Source organism: Elusimicrobiales bacterium (genome assembly GCA_041651175.1).
Lineage (GTDB): Bacteria > Elusimicrobiota > Elusimicrobia > Elusimicrobiales > Elusimicrobiaceae > JAQTYB01.
Map to the genome: position 1 here is coordinate 214424 of JBAZJT010000001.1, position 21344 is coordinate 235767.

The 21344-nt window shown below is 57.7% G+C and carries 20 protein-coding genes and 3 tRNA genes; 4 read left to right on the forward strand and 19 right to left on the reverse strand.

All coding sequences use genetic code 11. The annotated features are described in order from the left end of the window. Positions 1 to 171 precede the first annotated feature (171 nt). Together WC421_00990 and WC421_00995 are read right to left on the reverse strand one after the other, a co-directional pair. The gene (locus tag WC421_00990; GenBank protein MFA5160799.1) at positions 172 to 519 is read right to left on the reverse strand and encodes a hypothetical protein; all 348 of its coding nucleotides are present in this window, start codon (positions 517 to 519) and stop codon (positions 172 to 174) included. A 39-nt stretch (positions 520 to 558) separates the two neighbouring features. Further along, positions 559 to 630: transfer RNA gene (locus WC421_00995), tRNA-Val, on the reverse strand. 99 nt (positions 631 to 729) lie between these two features. Between WC421_00995 and WC421_01000 the strand changes: the two genes are divergently transcribed. Beyond that, a tRNA-Val gene (locus WC421_01000) sits at positions 730 to 804 on the forward strand. A gap of 163 nt (positions 805 to 967) precedes the next feature. On the opposite strand, the gene WC421_01005 is transcribed toward WC421_01000, so the two are convergent. Genes WC421_01005 through WC421_01025 form a run of 5 tightly spaced genes read right to left on the reverse strand, consistent with a single transcriptional unit; the run spans position 968 to position 5567 of the window. After that, positions 968 to 1441 carry a cyclic nucleotide-binding domain-containing protein gene (locus tag WC421_01005; protein MFA5160800.1) on the reverse strand — a complete coding sequence of 158 codons (474 nt, stop codon included), beginning with the start codon at positions 1439 to 1441 and terminating at the stop codon, positions 968 to 970. Positions 1442 to 1445: 4 nt separating this feature from the next. After that, positions 1446 to 2144 carry a CsgG/HfaB family protein gene (locus tag WC421_01010; GenBank protein MFA5160801.1) on the reverse strand — a complete coding sequence of 233 codons (699 nt, stop codon included), beginning with the start codon at positions 2142 to 2144 and terminating at the stop codon, positions 1446 to 1448. Continuing rightward, a complete protein-coding gene (locus WC421_01015; protein MFA5160802.1) occupies positions 2141 to 2611 on the reverse strand; it encodes a hypothetical protein in 471 nt (156 codons plus the stop codon). The genes WC421_01010 and WC421_01015 overlap by 4 nt, the downstream gene beginning before the upstream one ends. A gap of 2 nt (positions 2612 to 2613) precedes the next feature. Then, entirely contained in the window at positions 2614 to 3963 is a 1350-nt protein-coding gene (locus WC421_01020) for a trypsin-like peptidase domain-containing protein (protein MFA5160803.1), read from the reverse strand. Positions 3964 to 3989: 26 nt separating this feature from the next. Continuing rightward, positions 3990 to 5567, reverse strand: a complete 1578-nt coding sequence (locus WC421_01025) for a tetratricopeptide repeat protein (protein MFA5160804.1) — start codon at positions 5565 to 5567, stop codon at positions 3990 to 3992. A gap of 38 nt (positions 5568 to 5605) precedes the next feature. Here WC421_01025 and WC421_01030 point away from each other — a divergent pair, with 38 nt between their 5' ends. The 3 genes from WC421_01030 to WC421_01040 are packed head-to-tail and all read left to right on the forward strand — an operon-like array spanning position 5606 to position 8168. After that, positions 5606 to 5977: a response regulator gene (locus tag WC421_01030; protein ID MFA5160805.1), complete on the forward strand. Its 372-nt coding sequence runs from the start codon at positions 5606 to 5608 to the stop codon at positions 5975 to 5977. After that, positions 5974 to 7476: a HAMP domain-containing sensor histidine kinase gene (locus tag WC421_01035; GenBank protein MFA5160806.1), complete on the forward strand. Its 1503-nt coding sequence runs from the start codon at positions 5974 to 5976 to the stop codon at positions 7474 to 7476. The genes WC421_01030 and WC421_01035 overlap by 4 nt, the downstream gene beginning before the upstream one ends. Beyond that, positions 7473 to 8168, forward strand: coding sequence for a response regulator transcription factor (locus tag WC421_01040; protein ID MFA5160807.1), 696 nt, complete (start codon positions 7473 to 7475; stop codon positions 8166 to 8168). The genes WC421_01035 and WC421_01040 overlap by 4 nt, the downstream gene beginning before the upstream one ends. Before the next feature lie 24 nt (positions 8169 to 8192). Here WC421_01040 and WC421_01045 read toward each other — a convergent pair whose 3' ends face one another. The 12 genes from WC421_01045 to WC421_01100 all read right to left on the reverse strand — a co-directional run bounded on the left by WC421_01045 (position 8193) and on the right by WC421_01100 (position 21322). Beyond that, a complete protein-coding gene (locus tag WC421_01045; protein ID MFA5160808.1) occupies positions 8193 to 10667 on the reverse strand; it encodes a DUF3536 domain-containing protein in 2475 nt (824 codons plus the stop codon). 13 nt (positions 10668 to 10680) lie between these two features. After that, a complete protein-coding gene (locus WC421_01050) occupies positions 10681 to 10893 on the reverse strand; it encodes a hypothetical protein (protein MFA5160809.1) in 213 nt (70 codons plus the stop codon). Between the two features lie 13 nt (positions 10894 to 10906). After that, positions 10907 to 10978 (reverse strand) — tRNA-Arg (locus WC421_01055). Between the two features lie 63 nt (positions 10979 to 11041). Next, positions 11042 to 11293, reverse strand: a complete 252-nt coding sequence (locus WC421_01060) for an SWIB/MDM2 domain-containing protein (protein ID MFA5160810.1) — start codon at positions 11291 to 11293, stop codon at positions 11042 to 11044. 14 nt (positions 11294 to 11307) lie between these two features. Further along, a complete protein-coding gene (pckA, locus tag WC421_01065) occupies positions 11308 to 12867 on the reverse strand; it encodes a phosphoenolpyruvate carboxykinase (ATP) (protein MFA5160811.1) in 1560 nt (519 codons plus the stop codon). A gap of 1 nt (position 12868) precedes the next feature. Then, a complete protein-coding gene (locus tag WC421_01070) occupies positions 12869 to 14020 on the reverse strand; it encodes a pyridoxal phosphate-dependent aminotransferase (protein ID MFA5160812.1) in 1152 nt (383 codons plus the stop codon). Between the two features lie 38 nt (positions 14021 to 14058). Next, the gene (locus tag WC421_01075; protein ID MFA5160813.1) at positions 14059 to 15033 is read right to left on the reverse strand and encodes a glycosyltransferase family 2 protein; all 975 of its coding nucleotides are present in this window, start codon (positions 15031 to 15033) and stop codon (positions 14059 to 14061) included. A 3-nt stretch (positions 15034 to 15036) separates the two neighbouring features. Beyond that, a complete protein-coding gene (locus tag WC421_01080; GenBank protein ID MFA5160814.1) occupies positions 15037 to 16491 on the reverse strand; it encodes a hypothetical protein in 1455 nt (484 codons plus the stop codon). Positions 16492 to 17010: 519 nt separating this feature from the next. After that, positions 17011 to 17751 carry a glycosyltransferase family 2 protein gene (locus WC421_01085; GenBank protein MFA5160815.1) on the reverse strand — a complete coding sequence of 247 codons (741 nt, stop codon included), beginning with the start codon at positions 17749 to 17751 and terminating at the stop codon, positions 17011 to 17013. A gap of 15 nt (positions 17752 to 17766) precedes the next feature. Further along, complete coding sequence (gene rfbC / locus WC421_01090) at positions 17767 to 18312, reverse strand: dTDP-4-dehydrorhamnose 3,5-epimerase (protein MFA5160816.1); 546 nt, start codon at positions 18310 to 18312, stop codon at positions 17767 to 17769. Between the two features lie 9 nt (positions 18313 to 18321). Further along, positions 18322 to 19212 carry an SDR family oxidoreductase gene (locus WC421_01095; GenBank protein MFA5160817.1) on the reverse strand — a complete coding sequence of 297 codons (891 nt, stop codon included), beginning with the start codon at positions 19210 to 19212 and terminating at the stop codon, positions 18322 to 18324. Positions 19213 to 19453: 241 nt separating this feature from the next. Further along, complete coding sequence (locus WC421_01100) at positions 19454 to 21322, reverse strand: hypothetical protein (GenBank protein ID MFA5160818.1); 1869 nt, start codon at positions 21320 to 21322, stop codon at positions 19454 to 19456. Between the last annotated feature and the right edge of the window lie 22 nt (positions 21323 to 21344).

The following is a 21344-nucleotide window of genomic DNA, read 5'->3' on the forward strand; positions in this document are numbered from 1 at the left end:
TATCCGCGCGCGCCTCACTGCGCGAAAGGATTTTGTGAAGGCAGTATAAAGCGATTTTTCGCCGAATCCCGCAATCCAACTGAAACATTTCAGGTAAACTTTTGGGCAAAAAAAGGCCGGCTGCGGATATTTCCGCAGCCGGCCCGCGAAATGAGGCAATCAGCCTGTTGTTTACGGCTGCTGCGTGGTCTTCTTCATTTCCTCGGCCTTCGCTTTCGCTTCGGCGGCCTTGGCTTTCTTCTCGGCGGCGGCTTTCTGGAGCTGCTCGGCCCGCTTTTCCATCTTCTCCGCGCGCTTTTCCATCTTCTCGGCGCGTTTTTCCATCTTTTCGGCTTTTTTCGCCTTGCGGGCGGCTTTGCGCTTTGCCATCTCCGCTTTTTTTGCCTGGGGCGCGCCGTCAGACGGCGCGACAACCGCGGTCTGGGGCTGGGCGGCAGGCTGCGCGGCGGGCGCGTTCTGGGCGCTGGAAAGCGCGGCGAAACCGAATGCCGAGGCAACGACTATAAGTGCTGTTTTCATGAGTCCTCCGTTTACTGTGCGGGGCGGATAAAATCCGCATGGGTCGTATAGGATTTGAACCTATGGCCTTTCCCGTGTGAAGGGAACGCTCTTCCGCTGAGCTAACGACCCGTTGTTACTGTTATCATTTTACCACAATTTGCGAAGATTGTGCCTGCGCCTTCCGATATGACGCGGCTGCGGGAAATGTGTTAGAATAACAATAGCAACGCCCAGTTGGCGCAGCGGTAGCGCGCTCCCTTGACATGGGAGAGGTCATAGGTTCAAATCCTATACTGGGCACCATTTAACCTGAAAATTTCAGTTGCCCGCGGGATTCGGCAAAAAATCGCTTCATACTGCCTTCACAAAATTATCCTTTCGCGCAGTGAGGCGCGCGCGGGTAATTTTGTTCGGCATTATTTTGCGCTTTTTCGCCTTGGTCCTCGCGCCAACTGAAATTTTCAGGTTAAAGCTGTTCCAGAAAAATTTTTTCCAGCCGGATTTGGGCGGTCTGGCGCAGCTTCCGTTCCAGCGCGGGATTTTTGGCGCAGATGGCGGCGAAACTGTCCGCCGGAAAGCGGAAAATGCGGCATTCCGTCTCGGCGGTTACCGTGGCGGTACGGGGGGTTTTCATCAGAAATCCCAATTCACCGAAAAAATCTCCCTCTTGCAGCCTGCCCAGTTCCACAGGCGCGGCCAGGCCGGTTTTGCGGCTCACGCTTACACTGCCGGAGCGTATGATGCATATATCGCGGCCAGGCTCGCCCTCGCGCAGCACAACGGAACCCGCAGGGTATATAAACATGCCGGACGGCATTGCCGAAAGCAAAGGCTCGAACGCGCAGTTCAGCCCTGTGGTGGAATGCACGCCGAGTTTTTCGGCCAGCCAGTCCAGGTCCGTGGGAGAAACGGCGGTTTTGACGGGTTCGTTATCAATCATGTTTTCAGCTCCGCGCGGCCTGCTGCTTCTGCCGCTGTTTTATGCTGGCCTGGCAGTCCTTGCGGAAACGCCCGGCCAGAAAGGAGGCTGCGCTCTCCGCCGCGGACAGCGGGTTTTCGCCCTCATAAGTGCTGGAGCCGACCCAGATAATCTCGCCGGTTTCAACATCCACCAGCCGTATCGCCACGCCTATCTGCGCGTATTGCGTGTAAACATGCGGGGTGCGCACGGTCTCTTCGGTAACAGTGGTTCCCGTCCGGCGCGAGACGGAGAGATAGGAGCCGTCCGGCTGCTGCTCCTGGCGGACCTCGTATACCGGCTGCTCGTAGCGGTTATGCGTGTCCACGTAGGCCACGCTCTGCTTTTGCGGCACGTAATTGGTTATTTCGCCGATAAACACCGCGTCCACGCCCAGCACCTGCCCCAGCATTTTGGCTGTATCGGCGGAAAGCACGCCCTGCGCGGAAAGTTTATGCTCCTGCAGCACGGCATCCAGCCGGCTGCGTTCTATAACGGTGAAGCCGTTTTCTATGAGGTACTTGGCGAACACGTCTTCCACGCCCTTCACCGCGCGCCTGGGCGCGGCAAATGAGGCGATGCCTATTCTTTTGACCCTGGCCACGTCATAGGACTGGTTTATCGCGCTGGAGCCGCCGCAGCCCGCCAGCAGCGGCAGTATGGCCGCAAATGCCAGTTTTCTCACTTTAGCTGCTCCTCTATCTGCGCGATATGCCGGACAGCCATGTCACGCATGGCGGCGTCGCCGGTAAAACGGGCCACGCCCTGCCAGTGGTCCTTTGCCTTGCGCAGATTATCGAAGCGCGCCGCCCCCGGAGCGGACTGCATCGCGCGGCTCTCGTAAATAAGCGCCAGCGCGTTGTGCGCGGGAGCCAGCGAATTATCCAGCGCCGCCGCTTTTTCCAGCGCGGCGGCGGCGTCGCCGTCCAGCCCCATTCTCTGGCAGACAAAGCCCAGATTCATCTTGATGCTGGCATTGCCGGGGTCCATGGTCTGGGCCAGTTCAAAATCGCGTTTGGCGTCGGCCAGCCGGCCTTCCTGCGAGGCCGCGGCGGCGCGCTTTACCACATCGGTCACATTTTCCGACCGCGCGGACAGGGTAACGATACCCGCCAGCAGGGCCGCCGCACAGAATACGGTGATTTTTTTCATGATTACCTCGCCTTGACGCTGATATACATGGGCATGCCCCTGCGCACTATGTCAAAAACCACGCCCTCGCCCATGTCCGCCGTTTTTGCCGCTTCCGCAAAAGAGGCCGCGTCCGCGCACGGCGTGTTGTTTACCGCTTTGACGACATCCCCCGGCTGAAGATAATCCGCCAGCCGGGAACCTTTCTCAAAACCGGCCACCTCGGCCCCGCCGCCGCCGTCGCGCACGATGACTCCCTCCCAGCCGCCGCGCCCCGGGCCGGAGCCGCGCTTTTGCGGCGCAGGCCCCGGCTTTTCGGATAAAACCGCGTCCAGCCGGACCTTGCGGCCCCGGCGCAGCGCATCGCAGGAAAGCGCGCTTCCCGCCTCCCGGCGGGAGACAAGCTCGCTCAGGTCGGAGGGGGAGGCTATCTCCCCGCCGTCGCAGGAAATTATTATGTCGCCGCGCGCGAAGCCAGCCTTGCCGGCGGGTGAATCCGCATCCACCTCCGCCACCACGGCCCCGCCGGAAACGCCGCGAAGCTTCCAGCCGCCCTGCATCGCCTCATCAAGCGGACGCATGGCTATGCCCAGCCAGCCGCCGCGCCGCCCGCCGCCGTTTTTGAGGGAGTCCAGCACGCGCAGCGCCTCCTGCGACGGGATGGCAAACCCTATCCCGGCGGAGGCGCCCGAGGGAGAGTATATGGCGGTGTTTATGCCTATAAGCTCGCCGTCTATGTTTATCAGCGCGCCGCCGGAATTGCCCATGTTGACGGCGGCATCGGTCTGTATCATGTCGTGGTATTTGCGCCCGTCTATGACGAAAGTCTGCCTCACCGCGGAGATTACGCCCACCGTGGCCGTCTGCGCCAGCCCGAAGGGCGAACCTATCGCTATCGCCCAGTCCCCCGCCTGGTTTTTGCCGGAGGAGTTTAGTTTCAGATACGGCAGCGGCCCCTCCGCCTTTATCTTGACCACGGCCAGGTCCAGGTAGGGGTCCTTGCCCGCCACCCGGCCCTGATACGACGTCTCTTTGCCGTCCGGGCCGGTGAGCGTTACGGTGATTTCGTCGGCCTGTTCCACCACATGCTCGTTGGTGATGATATAGCCGTCCGGGTCTATCATCACGCCGGAACCGTTGCCCTGTATGAGCTGCCGGTAAACCTGCGGCCCGCTTTGCAGGCCGAACATATAGCCGTAAAAATCGTAGGGAGAGATATAGCGCCTTTCCTGGGTTATTCTTATATTGACCACGGCGGGGCGGCTGCGGGCGATTACCGCGTTGAATTCATTCTGCAGCTCGCGCGCGGTAGAGGCCGCCCGCGCTGGCAGCGCGCATGCGGCGGCGAAAGCAAGAAAAAACAGATTTCGCATATCGGGCCTCCTTTGCGCCGATTATATCATTTCCCCTGCCGCGCGCGTTCCCGCGCCGCTGCGCCGTATCGCGACAGGGCATCGCGGAAAAGCGGATAGTCCGGCAGCAGCGAAACAGCCTTTTTCATCTCCGTCTGAGCCGCGTCCAGGTCTCCCATGTGAAAGTGCACGTTTGCGACATTGGCGATTGCGAACGGATTTTCGGGCAATATATACATGGCGGAGCGGTATGCCGCAAGCGCATTGGCCCAGTCTCCGCGCTCGGCCCTGGCATTGCCCAGCGCGATAATGGCGGTGGCATGATTGGGATTCAGGGTAAGCGCAACTCCGAAAAACTGCTCCGCAGCCTCCGGGAAGCCGCGCTCCAGCCAGGAGCAGCCCAGGGCGGTATACCCCATCGGCGAAGGGTGTTTGCGGACCGAGTCTTTCCATAAAGCCACCGCATCGCCCCACAACGCGGCGCGTTCACGCGCCATGACCGCAAAAACAGCGACAATAACCGCCGCCGCCGTTATGCCCGCGTTCCGCATTATGCGCGGGTCAAGCCTGGTTTCCAGCCGGCGCGCCAGCTTGCGCGCGGCATAAAACCATGCCATGAAAATACCCAGCGACGGGATGTAGGAATACCTGTCCGCCGTTATCACAGGGCCGAAAGGCACGACCTGCATCACCGGCAGCAGCGTCGCGGCAAAAAACAGCAGCCACAGCGGCGCGGCCTCCGCATCGCGCACCCAAAGCCAGACTAAAAACGCCGCAACGCAGAAAACCGCCGCATAAAGGGCCAAAGCGCCCATCCCCCCCTGCGGAATATTGTAAATCGGGGACAGCCCCGCCGGAACCGTCAGCTTCACGATATAAAACAGCATGGCGTACAGCGGGGCGCAGATTCGCATGGCGATATTGCCGCCCAGCGCGGCTTCCGCGCCGCCGGGGTGGCGCAGCACGTTCCAGACAAACAGCCCGGCCAGCGCGAAAAACGGGATTTTCTCGCGCACGGCCTTCTCATCAACGGCGCGCCCGCGCATTTTGTCCGCTATCAGCAGCGCAAGCGGCAGGGTAACGGCCATCGGCTTTGCCAGCAGCGAAAGCGCAAACGCCGCAAGCGACAGCCCGTAGCGCCATTTCCCGCCCCGTTCCCGCCAGCCCAGATACAGCAGGAACGCGGCCAGATATAACGCGCCGTAGAGCATGTCTTTGCGCTCGGCCAGCCAGGCGACGGATTCCACATGCATCGGATGGACAGCGAACAGCGCCGCGCCGGCAAAAGCCATGCCCGCCGAACCCGACAATGCCGCCAGCAGCCTCATGACCAGAACGGAGTTCAGCGCGTGGAACAGAATATTCTCCGCGTGATAGCCCTCCAGATTCTGGCCGAACAGCCTGTAGTCCAGCGCGAATGACAATGTTGTAAGCGGGGTGTAGAGCCTCTGCTCCCGGACAGAAAAAATGCGGGCTATGTTTCCGGGAGACAATGAGAGCACTCTGGGATTGTTGGCTATGTATTCCCTGTCGTCCAACTCCACATAGCCGGCGCGGAAAGCGGGCTGCATGGCGGCTATGGCCAGCAACGCGACGGCGGCGGCAGATAGCAGTTTTCCTGTCATGTTGCAGTCCCTGTGCTTTATTTTATAATACCATTATAATGGCTCGCGTTCTTATTGCTGACGACGACCCGCTCGCCCGCGAATTCCTGCGGGACGTGTGCATCCGCTGCCTGGGGCTCAAGACGGTGGAGGCAAAAAACCTGCGCGAGGCCGTCGCCATAACCGCGGAAGGCGGGCTGGACGCGGTGCTGATAGACCAGAATCTCGGCGACGGCAAGGCGGAGGATTATTTCGCCGCCGCCGCCAAAATGGGCGGGGCCGCCGCGTCGGTGCCGAAATGGCTTATAACCGGGCAACGCCCGCTTAACTGGGATTCGCCGGCCATGTCCGCGCGCGGGGTCAAGGGCTATCTTGTAAAACCCTGCCATATGGATGAAATCAGGGCGGCGCTGGAACCGCTTATAAAATGAACAAAGCCGTCTTGCTGGCCAGGAAAAAACTTCCGCCGCTCACCATGTCGGTAAAGCTGACGGTAGCGGTGTCGCTGTATCTTGCGTTCGCGCTTTCGCTGCTGACGGGGATGATAATACATCTCCAGAAGGAGAACTTCGCCATCAAGGCCAAGGAATCCGCCTATACCGTCATATCCGAGATTTCCACCGCGGTGTTCCATAAATGGAAACCCTCCGTCTCGGCGCGGGCCAACGCCGCCGCGCTGGGCGGCTACGAGAGCATAAAGCAGCTGGCTTACGACGACGAATATATCGCCTACGCGGTGTTCCAGGATTCCAAAAACAATATCCGCTTCATAGCCAAAAGCCTGCCGGATTACGTGTGGATGATGCAGCGCTCCAAGATGGACGCCTACACCCAGCGCGTCCTCAACACCAGCGGCATGGCGGCGCGGCAGCTGGCCTCTTACCCCGAAGGCTCGGTAACGGAATATGTGAGCGCCGTCCACGGCGCGGACAAAAAGCTGCTGGGGCTGGCGCGCGTGGGCATATCCGACAAGAAGGTGGCCGCCGCCGCCGGCAAGCTGTCCAAGACGACGGTGATGAAAATACTCACCGTCAACCTGCTGGCGCTGGCGCTGGTGTCGCTGGCGGTGTTCTATCTGGCCTCCACCATAGAAAAGCGGCTGCGCCGCATGCACGAGCAGGCCCGGCAGCTGCTGGACGTGGGCGGCTCCGGCCCCGAATCGGCCAATGTGCTGATACAGCTCACCCACGAATTTGAGGAGATAGAGACGCTTGTCAGCTCCCTAAAGCGCAAGTTCATAGAGCTTGCCAGCACCATAAGCCACGAGTTCCGCTCCCCCCTCCAGGCCATAGGCGGCTATGCCGATTTCCTGCGCCGCGGCTATGCCGGCCCCATAACCCCGGAGCAGGACAAATACCTCAAAATCATAGGCGAAAATGCCGAGCGTTTCCAGGGCTTTATCAACAATGTCATGGACCTGGTGCGGCTGGGGGGCGGCGGGCTGCAACTGAGCCCGGCGGCCTTCCCCGCGGGCGAGATAATAGCGCGCGCCTGCGAGCTTTTCTCCAAACAGGCCGCCGAGAACAACATCAAGCTTGAAGCCGACCTTGCCCACAAGGATATATGGGCCTACGGCGATTCCAACCGCGTGTACCAGATTCTTGTGAATCTGATTTCCAACTCGCTCAAATTCGTCCCCTCCGGCGGCAGCATAAGCGCCGGCTGCCGCGCCTCCGGCAACATGGTGGAGTTTTATGTGGCAGACACCGGCCCCGGCATCCCCGCCGCCGGGCAAAGCAAGCTCTTTTCGGAATTTTACCAGGTGCCGGGGATGGAGCCTGCCCGCGGCTACAAGGGCCTGGGAATCGGCCTTGCGCTGTGCAAGAAACTCACCGAGGCGCAGGGCGGAACGATAAGGCTTGAAAGCGCGGAGGGCGAGGGCGCGGCGGTGTTTTTCACGCTGCCTGCGGCATACACGCTTAAATCATGAACAAAAGGCTCATACTGGTGGTGGAGGACGATCCGGCCATCTGCCGGCTTATCGCCCAGACTCTGGAAAAAGAAGGCTACCGCGCCCGCAAGGCCAAAACCATCGGAGAGGCGCGCGACAGCGTGCGCAACTCCCGCCCGGACATGATAATACTGGACCGCCGCCTCCCCGACGGCGACGGGCTGGAGCTGTGCCGCGCGCTTAAAACCGGCTCCGATGCGCTGCCCGCGCCGATATTGTTTCTGACCTCCAAAAACAGCACATCCGACAAGGTGGTCGGTCTTAAAATGGGCGCGGACGACTATCTGACAAAACCCTTTGAACTAGACGAGATGCTGGCCCGCGTGGAGGCGCTTATGCGCCGCAGCGGCCCGCGCGAGCAGAGCGACCGGCACGAGTACGCCGGCATCGCGCTGGATGCGGAGCAGCACCAGTGCATAGTGGACGGCAAATGGGTCCGCCTCTGGCCCAAGGAATTTGAACTGCTGAAGCTGTTCCTTTCAAAACCCGGCAAGGTTTTAAGCAAGGAACACATTTGCCGCCGCATATGGGGGCATGACTTCATAGACACATCGCGGGCGGTGGAAATGTCGGTGCGGCGGCTGCGCGCAAGGCTTGGTCCCGGCGGCTGGATGATAAAAACGGTCAAAGGCTACGGGTTCATGCTCTCGTCTGAAAAGGAAAGCGGATAACGGGCTTATCCTGAAAATTTCAGGTTACGCAAGCCGGGAACCGCGCAGTTTTGAAATAATTCCGTCAACACTGATGTTGAGTTCGGCGTAAAGCTCAAGGAGGGCAGAATCCGTCTCCCTATCCGGCGGGACGCGGTTTTGCGCCTGCCAACGCTCAAACATCCGCATAACGCGGTTCTGGGCCTCAAACATCCAGTGGGACGCGCCGGAAGCCTTTGCCAGGCGGACAAATCTCAGCGCGGCGCGCGCGGTGTCCGGCGAGGGAGCCTCCTCCAGCGCTGACAGCGCGCCGCCGATAAGCCCGCCGAAAAGCTGCTGCACCGGCATTGTGTTTGCATCTATGCCGCAGGCGCGCACACGCGGCATGAAATCCGCCAGGGAATCCAGCCCCGCCAAATCTCCGCCGCTGAACCTTTCCAGCCAGGCCGCCAGGAACTGGCGCGCGCCGGACTGCGCCTCCGCGGCCATATCCTCCGGCACGGCAAGCCCCAGCGTGCGCCACTGCTCCAGCAGAGGCAGCGCCTCGGCGAACAGCTTTATGCGCGCGCCGGACAATTCCTTTATGCGGCTTTTGTGAATCATGCGCAGCACCGACATGCGCGCCTCCGGCAGCAGGTTTTCAAGGCCGATTCCCCGGCCCATAATCTCCTCCAGCGCGGAGATGACGCTGCGGCAGGTCTTTCCCGGCGCGTCAAGCGAGGTTTCCAGCGCGGCGAACCTGCCGTCCGGATCTTCAAACCCCACGTAGCAGCGCGGCGGCGCGTCCGGCAGGCACAGCGCGCAGAACGCGGCGCGGTACCCCGCGGCCAGCGGCCGCTCCTCCGCCGAAACCACCCCCGCCGCGAAGCAGCCACCGTCAAAGGCGCGCAGCACGCTTTTCTCGTGCCGGAAATCAAACGAGTACAACCTGGACCGCTCCGGCATCTCTGAAAACAGCAGCCGTATGCCGTATTCGGCAAACACCGCCCCCGCCGTTACGCGCGAGCGCAACGCAAGTTTCGCAAACACCTGCCCGCCGTCGCCCAGTTCCGCGATATTGCAGGGAGCGCACGCCAGAGCGGCGGCGAATTTGCCCTCCAGCCCCGGAAACCCCAGCTCCGCCGCGATGTCCATGGCGCGGGCGGCATATTTGAGGTTCTGCACCGCCTCTATGCGCGAAATATCGGAAAAAAACCAGCCGCAGGAGGTGAACATGTACATCGCGTATTTCTGCATCTCCAGCAGCGCAAGCGCGCGCTCCGTCCGCGCCGGATCCGGCGGCAGGCGGCAATGCTTTGCCAGGAACCGGTCCCGCTGCGAAGGGTCCGCCAGAACCTCTATATATTCATCCCGCGCCTGCCAGGGCGAATGGAAAATCTCCTCCCCGGCTTTTTCAAAGACGGCGGCCAGCTCGCGCGAAAGCATGTCCAGCGCGGCGCGCAGCGGCGCGCGCCATTTCTGGTGCTGCCCGTTTTCCGCGCCGCAGCCGCAGTTCTCCTTCCAGCGGCCCACGCCGTGGACGCAGCTCCAGGAGCTGCCCTCGCCGCAAGGGCCTGAATTCAGCTCCGCCTCCCACAGGGGCGGGTGCGCGTCCAGATACGCGCCGTAATTGGTGATTTCAATGCCGCGCCGGGCAAGCTCGTGCCGGAAAAGATGCGCCAGCGTCAGGTCGGCGAACTTGTGGTGGTGGCCGTAAGTCTCGCCGTCGGTGGCGGTGTGGACAAGCTGGTCCTCCGCGGCATTGGGGTCAAAGGCCGCGTCAAAGCGCGCGGCGGCGGAAGACGAGTCCTTCATCGCCCGCTCAAACGCTATCGCGCGGGAAAGCTCGCCGTCATAGAAAAACAGCGCGATACTCCTGCCGGGCAGCGGCTCGCCGCGCCCGTCCCTGTCCTGCCACAGATACGGCCTGCGCGGGTCAATGGAGCCGTCCGGGACGTTTTTCCACTCGCCGCCCGGGGGGCGCGCGCGGCGCGCCTGCCGGGGCGAGAGGATAACATAGCGCATTTTCTGGTCTATAAGCAGGCGCAGCACATCGTCGCTGCATGCGGTTTCCGGCAGCCACATCGCCTCGGGGCGGCGGCCAAACCGGCGCTCAAAATCGGCTATGCCCCAGAATATCTGGGTAAGCCGGTCCCGGAAACCCGTCAGCGGCAGTATGGTGTGGTTGTAGGGCTGGGCCAGCGCGTTGCCGTGCCCCAGCCTGGCGGCGCTTTCCCTGTCGGCCTCCAGGATGCGGGCATAATCGTCCGGGAATCTGGCGGCGTACCAGTTAAGCAGCGTGGGGCCGAAATTGAAGCTGAGATACCGATAGTTGTTTACAACGTCCACCACGGCGGCCTGATGGTCGTTGATGCGGGCCATGCCGTTGGGGATATAGCATTCAAAGGCGATACGCTCGTTCCAGTCGTGGTATGGATGGGCGGACGGCTCCAGCTCCACATGCCCAAGCCACGGATTCTCGCGCGGGGGCTGGTAGAAATGGCCGTGTATGACAACGTATTTTTTCGGCGCGGCGGGCATGGGGGGCACGCGCTCAGTCCGCGCCGCAGCAGCCGGAGGAGCAATCGTCCATGGAAGGGCAGCCTCCGCCGGAGCAACACGGGCCGCCGCAATTGGCGTGGCCGCCGGATTTCTTCAGCGACGGAATGTCTTCCGAGATTTTAACCACTTTGCCCAGCTTCTTGTCGTAGACATACCTGCCGGTGGGCGAATTTTTATGTTCAGGTTTTGGAATTTTGGCGGACATGGTGAAATCCTCTCGCGCCCACTAGGAATCGAACCTAGATATCCAGCTTCGCAGGCTGGCACTCTATCCATTGAGCTATGGGCGCAAAACCGCCTTTCGCGGCGCAAGGCCGCGCGGGCAGTTATTTATTCTATCACTTTTGACGGCGCTATTTCAGATGCTTGGCGACGATTTTATTCATCTCAAACATGCTGATCTGGTTTTTCTCGAATATCGCCTTGAGCTTGTCGTCGGCGTTTATCATCCGCTTGTTGGCCTTGTCCTGCAGGCTGTGCTTCTTGATATAGTCCCACAGTTTCTTGACCACTTCCGTGCGCGGAAGCGGATTTGCGCCTACCACCACCGCCAGTTTCTCGCTGGGCTGCAACGGCTTCATGAACGCGGCATTAGCTTTTGCCATATGTCTCCTCCGATTTATGACGGCCCCGCGGCTGTTACTTCCTTTGCGCAGCCGTCTTTGAATTTGCCGAAATTTTCGCCAAACAGCGCCGCCAGCCGGCGGTACTTTTCCGCATGGGCGGCCTTGTCTTTCCACAGCAACCGCTGGTCCAGCATGTTCTCCGGCACGCCCGGGCAGGACTGCGGGACGCCGAAACCGAAAACCGGGTCTTTAGCGAACGGGACGCCGTCCAGCCTGCCGTCCAGCGCGGCGCCCAGCATGGCGCGGGTGTGTTTTATCGCTACGCGGCTGCCCTCGCCATACGGCCCGCCCACCCAGCCGGTGTTGACCAGCCAGCAGCGGACATTATGCTTTATTATATTCTTTTTGAGCAATTGCGCGTACAGCGCCGGATGATGCGCCATGAAAGGCGCGCCAAAGCACGCGCTGAAGACGGCCTGCGGCTCGCTGAGCCCCACCTCGGTCCCGCCCACCTTGGCGGTGTAGCCGGATATGAAATGGTAAAGGGCCTGTTCCGGCGACAGGCGCGCCAACGGCGGCATCACGCCGAAAGCGTCGCAGGTAAGCATCACCAGGTCTTTGGGATGGGGGCCTTTTTTGGACGGCTCGGCATTGGCTATGAAATCCAGCGGATAGCCGGCGCGGGTGTTGGGGGTTACGGAGCCGTCGTCAAGGTCCAGCGCGCCGGCGGCGTTGACCGGCACATTCTCTATCACCGTGCCGAAACGGCGGGTGCAGCCGTAAATCTGCGGCTCGGCCTGCTCGGACAGATTTATCACCTTGGCGTAGCAGCCGCCTTCAAAGTTGAATATGCCGACGTCGTTCCAGCCATGCTCGTCGTCGCCCACAAGGCGGCGGGAAGGGTCCGCCGAGAGGCTGGTTTTGCCGGTGCCGGAAAGCCCGAAAAACAGCGCCGCGCCGCCGTCCGCGCCGATATTGGCGGAACAGTGCATCGTCATTATCCCCTTAAGCGGCAGCAGATAATTCATGGCCGTAAACAGCGATTTCTTTATTTCCCCCGCATAGGCCGTGCCGCCGATGAGAACCATCCGGCGCGCGAAATTGATGATTATGAATGTTTCGGAGCGGGTGCCGTCGGTTGCGGGGTCCGCCTTGCAGCCGGGGAAAGCCAGCACGGTGAAATCCGGCGCGAAACCTTCCGCCGGGGCCTCTATAAACAGGTTTTTGGCGAACAGGTTCTGCCAGGCATATTCGTTGATTACACGCACCGCCAGGCGGCTGCTTTCGTCTGCGCCGACGAAACAATCCCTGGTGAAAATATCGCGTCCGGCGGCGTATTTGAGCATTTTGTCCAGCAGCCGGTTGAAAACCTCTTCGCTGACGGCTTTGTTGCCCTCGCTCCACCAGATTTTGCCTTCGCTGGCAGGCTCCCGCACGAAAAACCTGTCTCCCGGAGAGCGTCCGGTATGCTTTCCCGTCATCACGGCAAGCGGGCCGCCCAGCGCAATCCTGCCCTCGCGCCGCAGCACGGACTGCTCGTAGAGCGCCGGGACCGATAAATTGCGGTAAACCGTCCCGCTTGTCTTTATTTCAAAACCGTCATGGCCTTCCATATCAGTTCTCCAATTCGCGGCATATGCGCGCCGCGCCTTCGGCTATATCCTGTTTGCCGCCGCAAAAGCTGAGCCTGAGGAAACCTTCCATCCCGAACTCCCGGCCCGGCACGGTAACCACCAGCGCGTTATCCAGCAGCCTTTTGCACAGTTTTGCCGAATCCGGCTCGTAGGCGCTGAAATCAGCAAAGCAATAGAAAGTCCCCTGCGGCGGGCGGATTTTCAGCTTTTTAAGGCCGGCAAGCCCGGCCAGCAGCGTATCCCGGTTCTCCAGCAGCGAGCGGCGCAACTGCTCCACGCAGTCCTGCGGGCCGTTCAGCGCGGCGGCGGCGCATTCCTGCGACAAATCGGACGGGCAGGAGGTTATCTGCCCCTGTATTCTGGCCATGGCAGCGGCAAGCCCCTTGTCCGACACGGACCAGCCGATTCTGAACCCCGTCATCCCGTAAACCTTGGAAACGCCGTTTATGACCACCACATGCGCGGCGTCTTTAACGAATTTGTAACACGAGGGCGGCCTTTTCCCCGCGAAAACGAGTTGATGGTAGATGTCGTCCATCACCAGGTATATGCCGCGCTTTTCGCAGAAGCGGGCGGTTTCCGCCACCAGATTTTCCGAAAGCACCGCGCCGGAAGGGTTATTGGGGCTGTTGAGTATGATGGCGCGGGTTTTTCCGGTAACGGCGGCTTTGAGCGCGTCAAAAGACGGCTCAAAGCCCTCTTTGGGCCGGACTATGACCGGCCTGCCGCCGCAAAGCTTGACCATTTCGGGATAGCTCACCCAATACGGCGCGGGGAATACCACCTCGTCGCCCGGGTCCAGCGCGGCGGCCAGAAAGTTATACAGCGCCTGCTTGGCGCCGGAGGAGACCACTATTTCCGCAGGGGAAATCTCCCTGCCGTAATTGGCGGCGGTATATGCGGCTATTGCGGTTTTCAGCTTTTTGGAGCCGGAAACGGCGGTGTATTTGATCTTGCCGGAGCCAAGCCTTGCCACCCCCGCTTCCACGGCTGATGCCGGCGCGGGCAACAGCGGCTCCCCCCCGCCCAGATGGATTACAGGTTTGCCTTCCTCGCGCAGTTGCGCCGCTTTGGCGTTCAGCGCAAGCGTGGGAGAGTCTGCCAGTTCACAGGCCAGGCGGCTGATGTGCATTTCACTAATTATAAGCAAAAATCGCGCCTAACTCAAACTCATTTATGTTCCGCAGTTGACGGCGGCAACCTGAGCGGCGGGGGCGGGTTGAGCAGCTTCAGCTCGTAATCATGGCGGTGGATTTTGGCTATGGTGTCCAGTATCAGCCCCACCGAGAAACAAAGCAGCGAAAAAATCATCAGCCCCGTCGCCAGTATCGCCAGCGGGACTTTGTAAACGTAATGGAAACGCATGAACTCTATGATTGGCGGCAGCCCCGCCACCAGTCCCAGCACGGAAAAAACCGCCGCGCAGCCGCTGAAAAACAAAAAAGGCCTGTAGTTTTTGAGTATTGAGAAAATGGTCTTTATCACCCGCGCCCCGTCGCTGAAGGTGTTAAGTTTTGAGAAGCTGCCGGCAGGCCGGTCCTTGTATTCAATGGGGATTTCCACTATTGCAAACCGCTTGTCCAGCGCGTGCAAAGTCATTTCCGTCTCAATCTCAAAGCCGGAACAGAGTATTGGATAATTTTTCACAAAGGTCCGGCTGAAAACGCGCGCGCCGCTCATAATATCACGCAGTTTTGCGCCAAAGAGGCGGTTGACCAGAAACCCGACCAGCGCGTTGCCGAAATTGTGGAAGGGCCGCTTGTTTTCGCGCCCGTAATGCCCGCCGGAGAGCCGGTCGCCCACCGCCATATCGGCAGAGCCGTTCAGAACCGGCCCCAGCAGTTTTTTAACCTCGCGCGCGGGATAAGTCATATCCGCGTCAACGAGAATGAAGATATCCGCGTCAATTTCACGGAACGCCCTGCGGACGGCGTTGGCCTTGCCCTGCCGCGGCTCGGACATAACAACGCCGTCTCCGCCCAATCGTGCAAGCGCGCCGCGCGCCAGTTCCCCCGTCCCGTCGGAGGAGTTATTATCCACCACCACAATCCGCGCCTCCGCAAACTCCGCGCGGAACTGCGCCAGCGTATCGCCGATAGTTGCCGCCTCGTTATAAGCAGGGATAATGATTGCGGTTTCCGCCATGGCCTATTTTTTCTCCTTCTTCTGTTCGTTCATAACTTTCAGAGAGCTGCAGGCCCGGGCCAGCGCGGGATTGGGATTTTTCCGGTCATCATATTTTTCGGCAAGGCAGTAATACTCCTCGGTTTTGTCCAATTGCCCGCGCCGCTGATACAACTGGCCTAAAGTAAAATACGGATACGGGTTTCCCGTTCCAATTAGACGAATGGACTCACGCAGATAATACTCGGACAGAGCGTCCGCGCACACCGGCCCGGCGGCTTCCAATTTCACGGATTTGCGCAAATACTGCGCTGCTGCGGGGGACATGAATAAACCTCCGGTTTGCAGCGCGTGATACCAGTTTCCGCTTCGGGCAATGCTTTCCCTGGCCTTGACAAGAAATTCGTCATCCGCGATATTGACGCAGGAACCGGCGCCGGGAGCGGGGCCTTGCGCCGAACGCCAGATTCCGGCATTATTGACCGCAAAAACGCCCGAAACCGCTTCTTTAGACGGCAGGGAATCAATCAGGTAATCGTCAATGGAAGTTACCTTGACGTTTTTGCCGGCATAGGCGCGAATATATTCGGCGGTTAAACCGATATTTTTTGTGTTGACCAGATACACTGTTCCCACCTCAAGTTTGTTTTTATAGCCCTCAACTATCGTTGACCGCGCCGATTCCGCATCAAACAGCCAATTAATGAAAAAAATCCGCGTCATGTTTCTGCGCGCAAGCGCATTGGCGAAAATTGCTCCGGAAAGAAACAGCGCCAGCGCGACTTTGGCAACAACACCGAATTTCACATGGCGCCACACCGCCGTAGACATGCCCAGCATTCCCGCCACAACAACGAGACTGCAAGGGAAAAGAAACCGGGTTCCCTGCCCGACGGTTACACTGGCGGATAAAAGCAAACAACCCAAAAGCGCGGTAAAAAGCAAAGCAGGCATCAGCGCCATGCGTCCGCGGTAAACAACATAGCAAACCGACACAACGGAAAAAGCGGCGGACATCAATATCCCGGGCCAGTATCCCAGATGACCTGGCAGTTCGCGAAAATCATAACCGGATACAGCCGCCGGTCCGTGGTGGAAACCCATCACGCTAAGAAAACCGGAGCGCATGAAGTTCGCGATAGAGTGATAGTTTATGGTTATTTGCGTGCCGGCAGTTCCGGTCATAAACCGAACGTTGAGCAGATATTTTTTTTCCAGCACGTTAAGCAGAACAATCAACGCCGGGATGGCCGCCAATTCAAGCCTTGTTTTGATATCCTTGTCCGCCCGGACCAGAAAAATCAGAGACAGGAATGGGAAGACCGCCACATATCGCTCGTGTGTATGTATGCACAGGAAAAAACTGACCGCCGCCAGCAACGCAAATTTTGTTTTCCCCGATTGGTAAAACCGCATTCCCCATAATATGGCAAGTGAAAGAAACAAAACGGCCAGCTGCTCCATAATGCCGAGACGCATGAATATGTGATAATTTGCATATCTGGATGTGGCAAATATAAGCGTAAACGCAAGCGCCGGGATACCCCCGCCGGCTTCCGCCAGGAATACCCCGATGATTCCGGCAATTAGGCTATAGAGGAGAACATTGCCTATAACATAGCCGCGAAAATTATCCCCACATATTTTCCATGAGGCCAAATAGGCCAAATCCGCGATCGGACGATATTTTCCCGCCCAGTTTTCTGTGAAACATTGACTGAATGTGGAGGCATAGGTTCCTGATTTCTGAGCCTGCCACATCTGAAAATCATCTCCGGCAAAAGTGTCCAGATGCAGCGGCGCTGAAAAAAACCAGGGCACCGCCAGGAACAAAGCCGCTGCGGCGCAGCATATGAATACGCGAACCCGACTTCCGCTTATGGATGCGTCTGCCATTTTATCAGTCCTTGCCGCCTGTCAGGGTATTGCGCGCGCACCGCCCCGGTTTTCGCTGCCGGCTTACCACTATTGAGGATATGGACACTACTTATGCCTGCCTCAGTAATGATGTCCCGTTGCATTTGATGAGTTGGGGCTATGACGTTTGCGCAATTCATTCCATAAAGACAAAAGCTGCAGCAGAAATACTGCCGGTGTCATAAATCCGACATGCGAATGCCCGCCCAAACGTTTGCAATGCCGCACGTCCAGCTCCGCCATTCTCACACCCAGCCGCCGCGCATCCCACATCATCTCTATGTTGAATACCCAGTTGGCATGGGTGAGATGCATTTTATCGTGAACGCGTTTGCGCATGAGGACCGGATAGCCGTTGAGGTCCGTTACGTGTATGCGGAACAGCAATCCCACCAGCAGGTGGTAACCCATGGAAAGCAGTTTCCGCACGGCGCCGTCTTTTCTGTCAACCCGTTTCGCTTTGCAAAAGTCAAACCCGGCGGCGAATGTGGCTTTGCACATCCACGCAGTGTCTTCGGGAGATATCTCCCCGTCTCCGCAGGTAAATCCTATCCAGTCGCCGCCGGCCTGCTCCATCCCGCGCAGTATCGCCCCGCCATAGCCTATGTTTTCCCGTATGAAAATTGTTTTTATCCGGGCATCTTTTTTCTCAAGCGCGCGCAGTATTTCAGGCGTCCTGTCTTTTGAGCCGTTTTCCACAAGAAGCAGTTCAAAATTGATTCCGGCGCCGGTCAGGGCGGCATCTAAATCCGAAACGCATTTCTCCGCGCATTCCTCCTCGTTATAGAAGGGTATCACCAGAACGACTTTCGGCGCGGTCATTTTTTATCTCCAGCGTTAAAATGGCGACGCATAATCACTCATCCGCGGAAACGAGGCGTCCCGTTCCGATATTATGACGGCGCCGGAAGGCCATTTTATGCCGCATGAATTCCACAAAAGGCCTTTATCCTGCGCAGCCGCATACCCGGCGGTAACTTTGTAGACCATCACGGTATCGTCTTCCAGCGCATAAAATCCGTGCGCGATGCCGGGCGGCAGATACAGAATCTTTTTGTTATGTTCCGAAAGCATCGCAAGGATATGCCGCCCGAAAGACGGAGATTTCTTGCGTATATCCAGCGCCGCGTCCAAAACCGCGCCTTTTATGCAGTACACCAGCTTGGCGCAGTCTGCCGGCGGTTCCTGAAAGTGCAGGCCGCGCACCACGCCCTTTTTGGAAACGGAATAATACTCTTCGACAAAAGAGGTGGATAAACCATGCTTCCTGAAAATATCTTCTTCAAACAGCTTAACAAAAGAACCCCGGTTATCACCGGAGATAAACGGGGCGATTTCGTAAACACCGCGGACATCAAGCTCTTTTAACGATATCTGTCCCATATATTCAGTTTACCGGGCCGACGACTGTTCCCGCAGTTGTTTTATGCGCAGCAGACCTTCGCGCGCGCCGAGAGGCCGGTGTCCGGTTTCCCGCTCAAGTTTCGTGGTCAGAAGACCCGCAGCCAGCGGGCGGGCGGCCTTTTGGCCCAGCTCCGCAGTAGTCTTTTTTATCAGAAGAGAGGAATTGAAGCCAAATACTTCACAGGCCAGCAGGGCGAACTCATACCGGTTAAGCCTGTCTCTGCCCACCGCATTGAATACGCCGGTTTTGTCCGACGCTATAAGCTTCGCTGTCGCTTCCGCCAGATCAGGGGCGTAAGTGGGGTTTGAATACTGGTCAACCGGCACAACCATGCCCTCTCCTCTGCCAAGCCGACCGGTAAGCTGCATGATGAAATTGAACGCGCCGGGATCCCAGCTGTAAACCACCGTTGTGCGCAGGATGAGATGCCCCGTTTTGGCGGATTGCGCGATGGCCTCGCCTTCCAGTTTTGTGCGGCCATAAACGCTGATTGGATTGGCGGCGGACAATTCATCATACGGCCCGGCTTTGCCGTCAAAAACATATTCCGAGGAGAAAAACACCAGCTTCGCGCCATTCTTGTCGGCTGCGTTTTTTACAGCGTGCACGGCATCCACATTGATGGCCTGCGCTTCCTGCGGGTGCGTTTCACAACGTTCCACATTGGTCAGAGCGGAGCAGAGTATAACTGTATCCGGTTTTTGAGCGGAGATTAGCTTATCAACATCCCGCGGTTTGGTTATGTCGAGGGGGATTAAACCCGGATACTGCGCGATATAGCAGGTTCCTTGCGCAACAACGCCGGAAACGGTGTTGTAATAACGCAACAAGTGTTTTCCAACTTGTCCATCAGCCCCAACTATAACTATTTTGGCCATACCGGCGAGAAATCCTCTTTTTAATATTTTTCCCTTGCTTATCGCGTCATCCGTCCGACAGCGCTTCAAGATTACATGCCAGAAACGCTCCCCTATTTTGCATAAGCGCGAACAGTATCTTTCCCCAACGACTTAAGGACACTTCCCAAGCTCCCGCAAAATTGGCATTTGAAATACGACAATCCCGCAATCTCTTTGAATTTCACGCTATTGTTTCCGCAAATTATACAGTTTGGGGGCGTCATTTCTTGCCCTTGGCATTGCGCGCACGAAACGAATCGCAAACTTTGTCCAGGTTGGCGATAATGGGATGAGCTCCGCCATTGCATTTGGCGGCCAGGCAATAATACTCCCCCGCCTTATCCATCTTGCCCTGCCCTTGGGACATTTGCGCCAGTGTGAAGTACGGGAATGGATTGGCTGCCCCCACCAATTCCGCGGATTGCAGGAGATAGTATTCCGCCAGCGCATTTGCGCATACCTTTCCGGCAAGTTCCGATCCGATGGTCTTGCAAAAATAGGCAGAGGCATCCGGTGAAGCAAACAGTTGGCCGACCTGCAACGCCCCATACCAGCCGCCGCTCCTGGCAAGGGCATTCTGCAGCTTGACCGCGAATGCATCGCTTGCCGCCGGCTCGCTGTTTTTTTCAGAGCGGTGGGGAACTTTCACCACTTGCCACCCATTTACGTCGGCAGTAACAAAAATCCCAGAGTTCAGTTCTTTATCCGGCAACATATCCACCGAAAAATCCCGGATGGAAACCGTTTTTACTTTTTCGCCGGAATATCCTGAAAGAGAATCAGCATCCACCAATTTGCTGTTTATCAGATAGACTGTATCGTGTTTAAGCCGGTTTTTATGCCCCTCAACTATCACGGAGCGCGCGGACTCCGCACTGGCTAACCAGTTCATGAAGTATATCCGCGACAGATTCTGGCGAACCAACGCATTGGCGAACATTGCGCCTGTAAAAAACACTGTTAATGCGATTTTTGCTATCACGCCGAATACGGGCTGAGACCATAGCACTACGGCCATTCCCAACACGACCGCAATCATGACAATGTCTGGCGCAAAAAGCCAGCGGAACTCCTGTCGAATAGTCATAGACGACGTTAGCAACAATGAAGCCAAAAGGGTTAGGAAAAGTGCGGCGGGAATCAATGCCCTGCGTCGCTCTTTGATGATATAGCAAACCGCCAACACCGCAAATGCGGCGGATATCAACACACCGGGCCAATATCCCAAATGATGTGGCAAGTTATGAAAGTCGTAACTAGACAAGTAGGGAGGCCCGCTGTTAAAACCCAGCACATTGTAAAAACCAGAGCGCATGAAATCCATGATAGTGTGATAGTCTATGATTATTCTGGCACCACCTGTGCCAGTCATAAAATGAGTATTGAACAAGTACTTTTTTTCCACCACATTCAATAACACCACTAGTGCGGGCAAAAAAAACAATTCAAGCCTTGTTTTCAGGTCAGTTGCCGGACGTAGCAGGAAAAGCAAAGACAAAAACGGAAAAACTGCCACATACCGCTCATGGGTATGTATACACAAAAAGAAGCTCACCAACGTTAGCACCGCATCGCCCGTTTTGCCCGACCGGTAAAACCGCACCGCCCACAGTGCCGCAATGGAAAAAAGAAAAAGAGCCAAACTTTCCATAATGCCCAACAACATGAACACATTATAATACGCAAATCGTGAAGTCGTAAAAAGCGCGGCAAACACCAGTCCTATTACAGTTCCGCCACCCAATGCGGATAAAACCGCGCCCACCCCCCCCGCCATGAGACAGAGTGTGAGAATGTTGATAATTATGTGGCCGCGAAAACTATCTCCGCAAATTTTCCAAGAAAAAAAATAAGCAAGAGAAGCGACCGGTCTGTATTTATCAAACGCAGTTTGGGTGAAGCATTGCTTGACTGTTGAATAGTTCGCGCCAATTTTTTGCACCTGCCATATTTGGGAATAATCATCCCCTGCGAAAGTATCCAAATGATATGGCGCGGAAAAGAACCACGGAACAGCCATGACAAGGGATAGCAACGCGCAATACGCAAACATGCGGATTGGGCTAAAATCCAAATGAGATTTTTCCATAAGCAGTCCTTTTCCGGGATTC

Bases quoted from the DNA above. Each gene is read 5' to 3' on its own strand.
- WC421_01050 (MFA5160809.1), bottom strand. From the start codon at position 10,893: ATGTCCGCCAAAATTCCAAAACCTGAACATAAAAATTCGCCCACCGGC.
- WC421_01005 (MFA5160800.1), bottom strand. From the start codon at position 1,441: ATGATTGATAACGAACCCGTCAAAACCGCCGTTTCTCCCACGGACCTG.
- WC421_01025 (MFA5160804.1), bottom strand. From the start codon at position 5,567: ATGACAGGAAAACTGCTATCTGCCGCCGCCGTCGCGTTGCTGGCCATA.
- WC421_01045 (MFA5160808.1), bottom strand. From the start codon at position 10,667: ATGCCCGCCGCGCCGAAAAAATACGTTGTCATACACGGCCATTTCTAC.
- WC421_01020 (MFA5160803.1), bottom strand. From the start codon at position 3,963: ATGCGAAATCTGTTTTTTCTTGCTTTCGCCGCCGCATGCGCGCTGCCA.
- WC421_01030 (MFA5160805.1), top strand. From the start codon at position 5,606: ATGGCTCGCGTTCTTATTGCTGACGACGACCCGCTCGCCCGCGAATTC.
- WC421_01060 (MFA5160810.1), bottom strand. From the start codon at position 11,293: ATGGCAAAAGCTAATGCCGCGTTCATGAAGCCGTTGCAGCCCAGCGAG.
- WC421_01015 (MFA5160802.1), bottom strand. From the start codon at position 2,611: ATGAAAAAAATCACCGTATTCTGTGCGGCGGCCCTGCTGGCGGGTATC.
- WC421_01070 (MFA5160812.1), bottom strand. From the start codon at position 14,020: ATGCACATCAGCCGCCTGGCCTGTGAACTGGCAGACTCTCCCACGCTT.
- WC421_01035 (MFA5160806.1), top strand. From the start codon at position 5,974: ATGAACAAAGCCGTCTTGCTGGCCAGGAAAAAACTTCCGCCGCTCACC.
- WC421_01075 (MFA5160813.1), bottom strand. From the start codon at position 15,033: ATGGCGGAAACCGCAATCATTATCCCTGCTTATAACGAGGCGGCAACT.
- WC421_01085 (MFA5160815.1), bottom strand. From the start codon at position 17,751: ATGACCGCGCCGAAAGTCGTTCTGGTGATACCCTTCTATAACGAGGAG.
- WC421_00990 (MFA5160799.1), bottom strand. From the start codon at position 519: ATGAAAACAGCACTTATAGTCGTTGCCTCGGCATTCGGTTTCGCCGCG.
- rfbC (MFA5160816.1), bottom strand. From the start codon at position 18,312: ATGGGACAGATATCGTTAAAAGAGCTTGATGTCCGCGGTGTTTACGAA.
- WC421_01100 (MFA5160818.1), bottom strand. From the start codon at position 21,322: ATGGAAAAATCTCATTTGGATTTTAGCCCAATCCGCATGTTTGCGTAT.
- WC421_01095 (MFA5160817.1), bottom strand. From the start codon at position 19,212: ATGGCCAAAATAGTTATAGTTGGGGCTGATGGACAAGTTGGAAAACAC.
- WC421_01080 (MFA5160814.1), bottom strand. From the start codon at position 16,491: ATGCGTCTCGGCATTATGGAGCAGCTGGCCGTTTTGTTTCTTTCACTT.
- pckA (MFA5160811.1), bottom strand. From the start codon at position 12,867: ATGGAAGGCCATGACGGTTTTGAAATAAAGACAAGCGGGACGGTTTAC.
- WC421_01040 (MFA5160807.1), top strand. From the start codon at position 7,473: ATGAACAAAAGGCTCATACTGGTGGTGGAGGACGATCCGGCCATCTGC.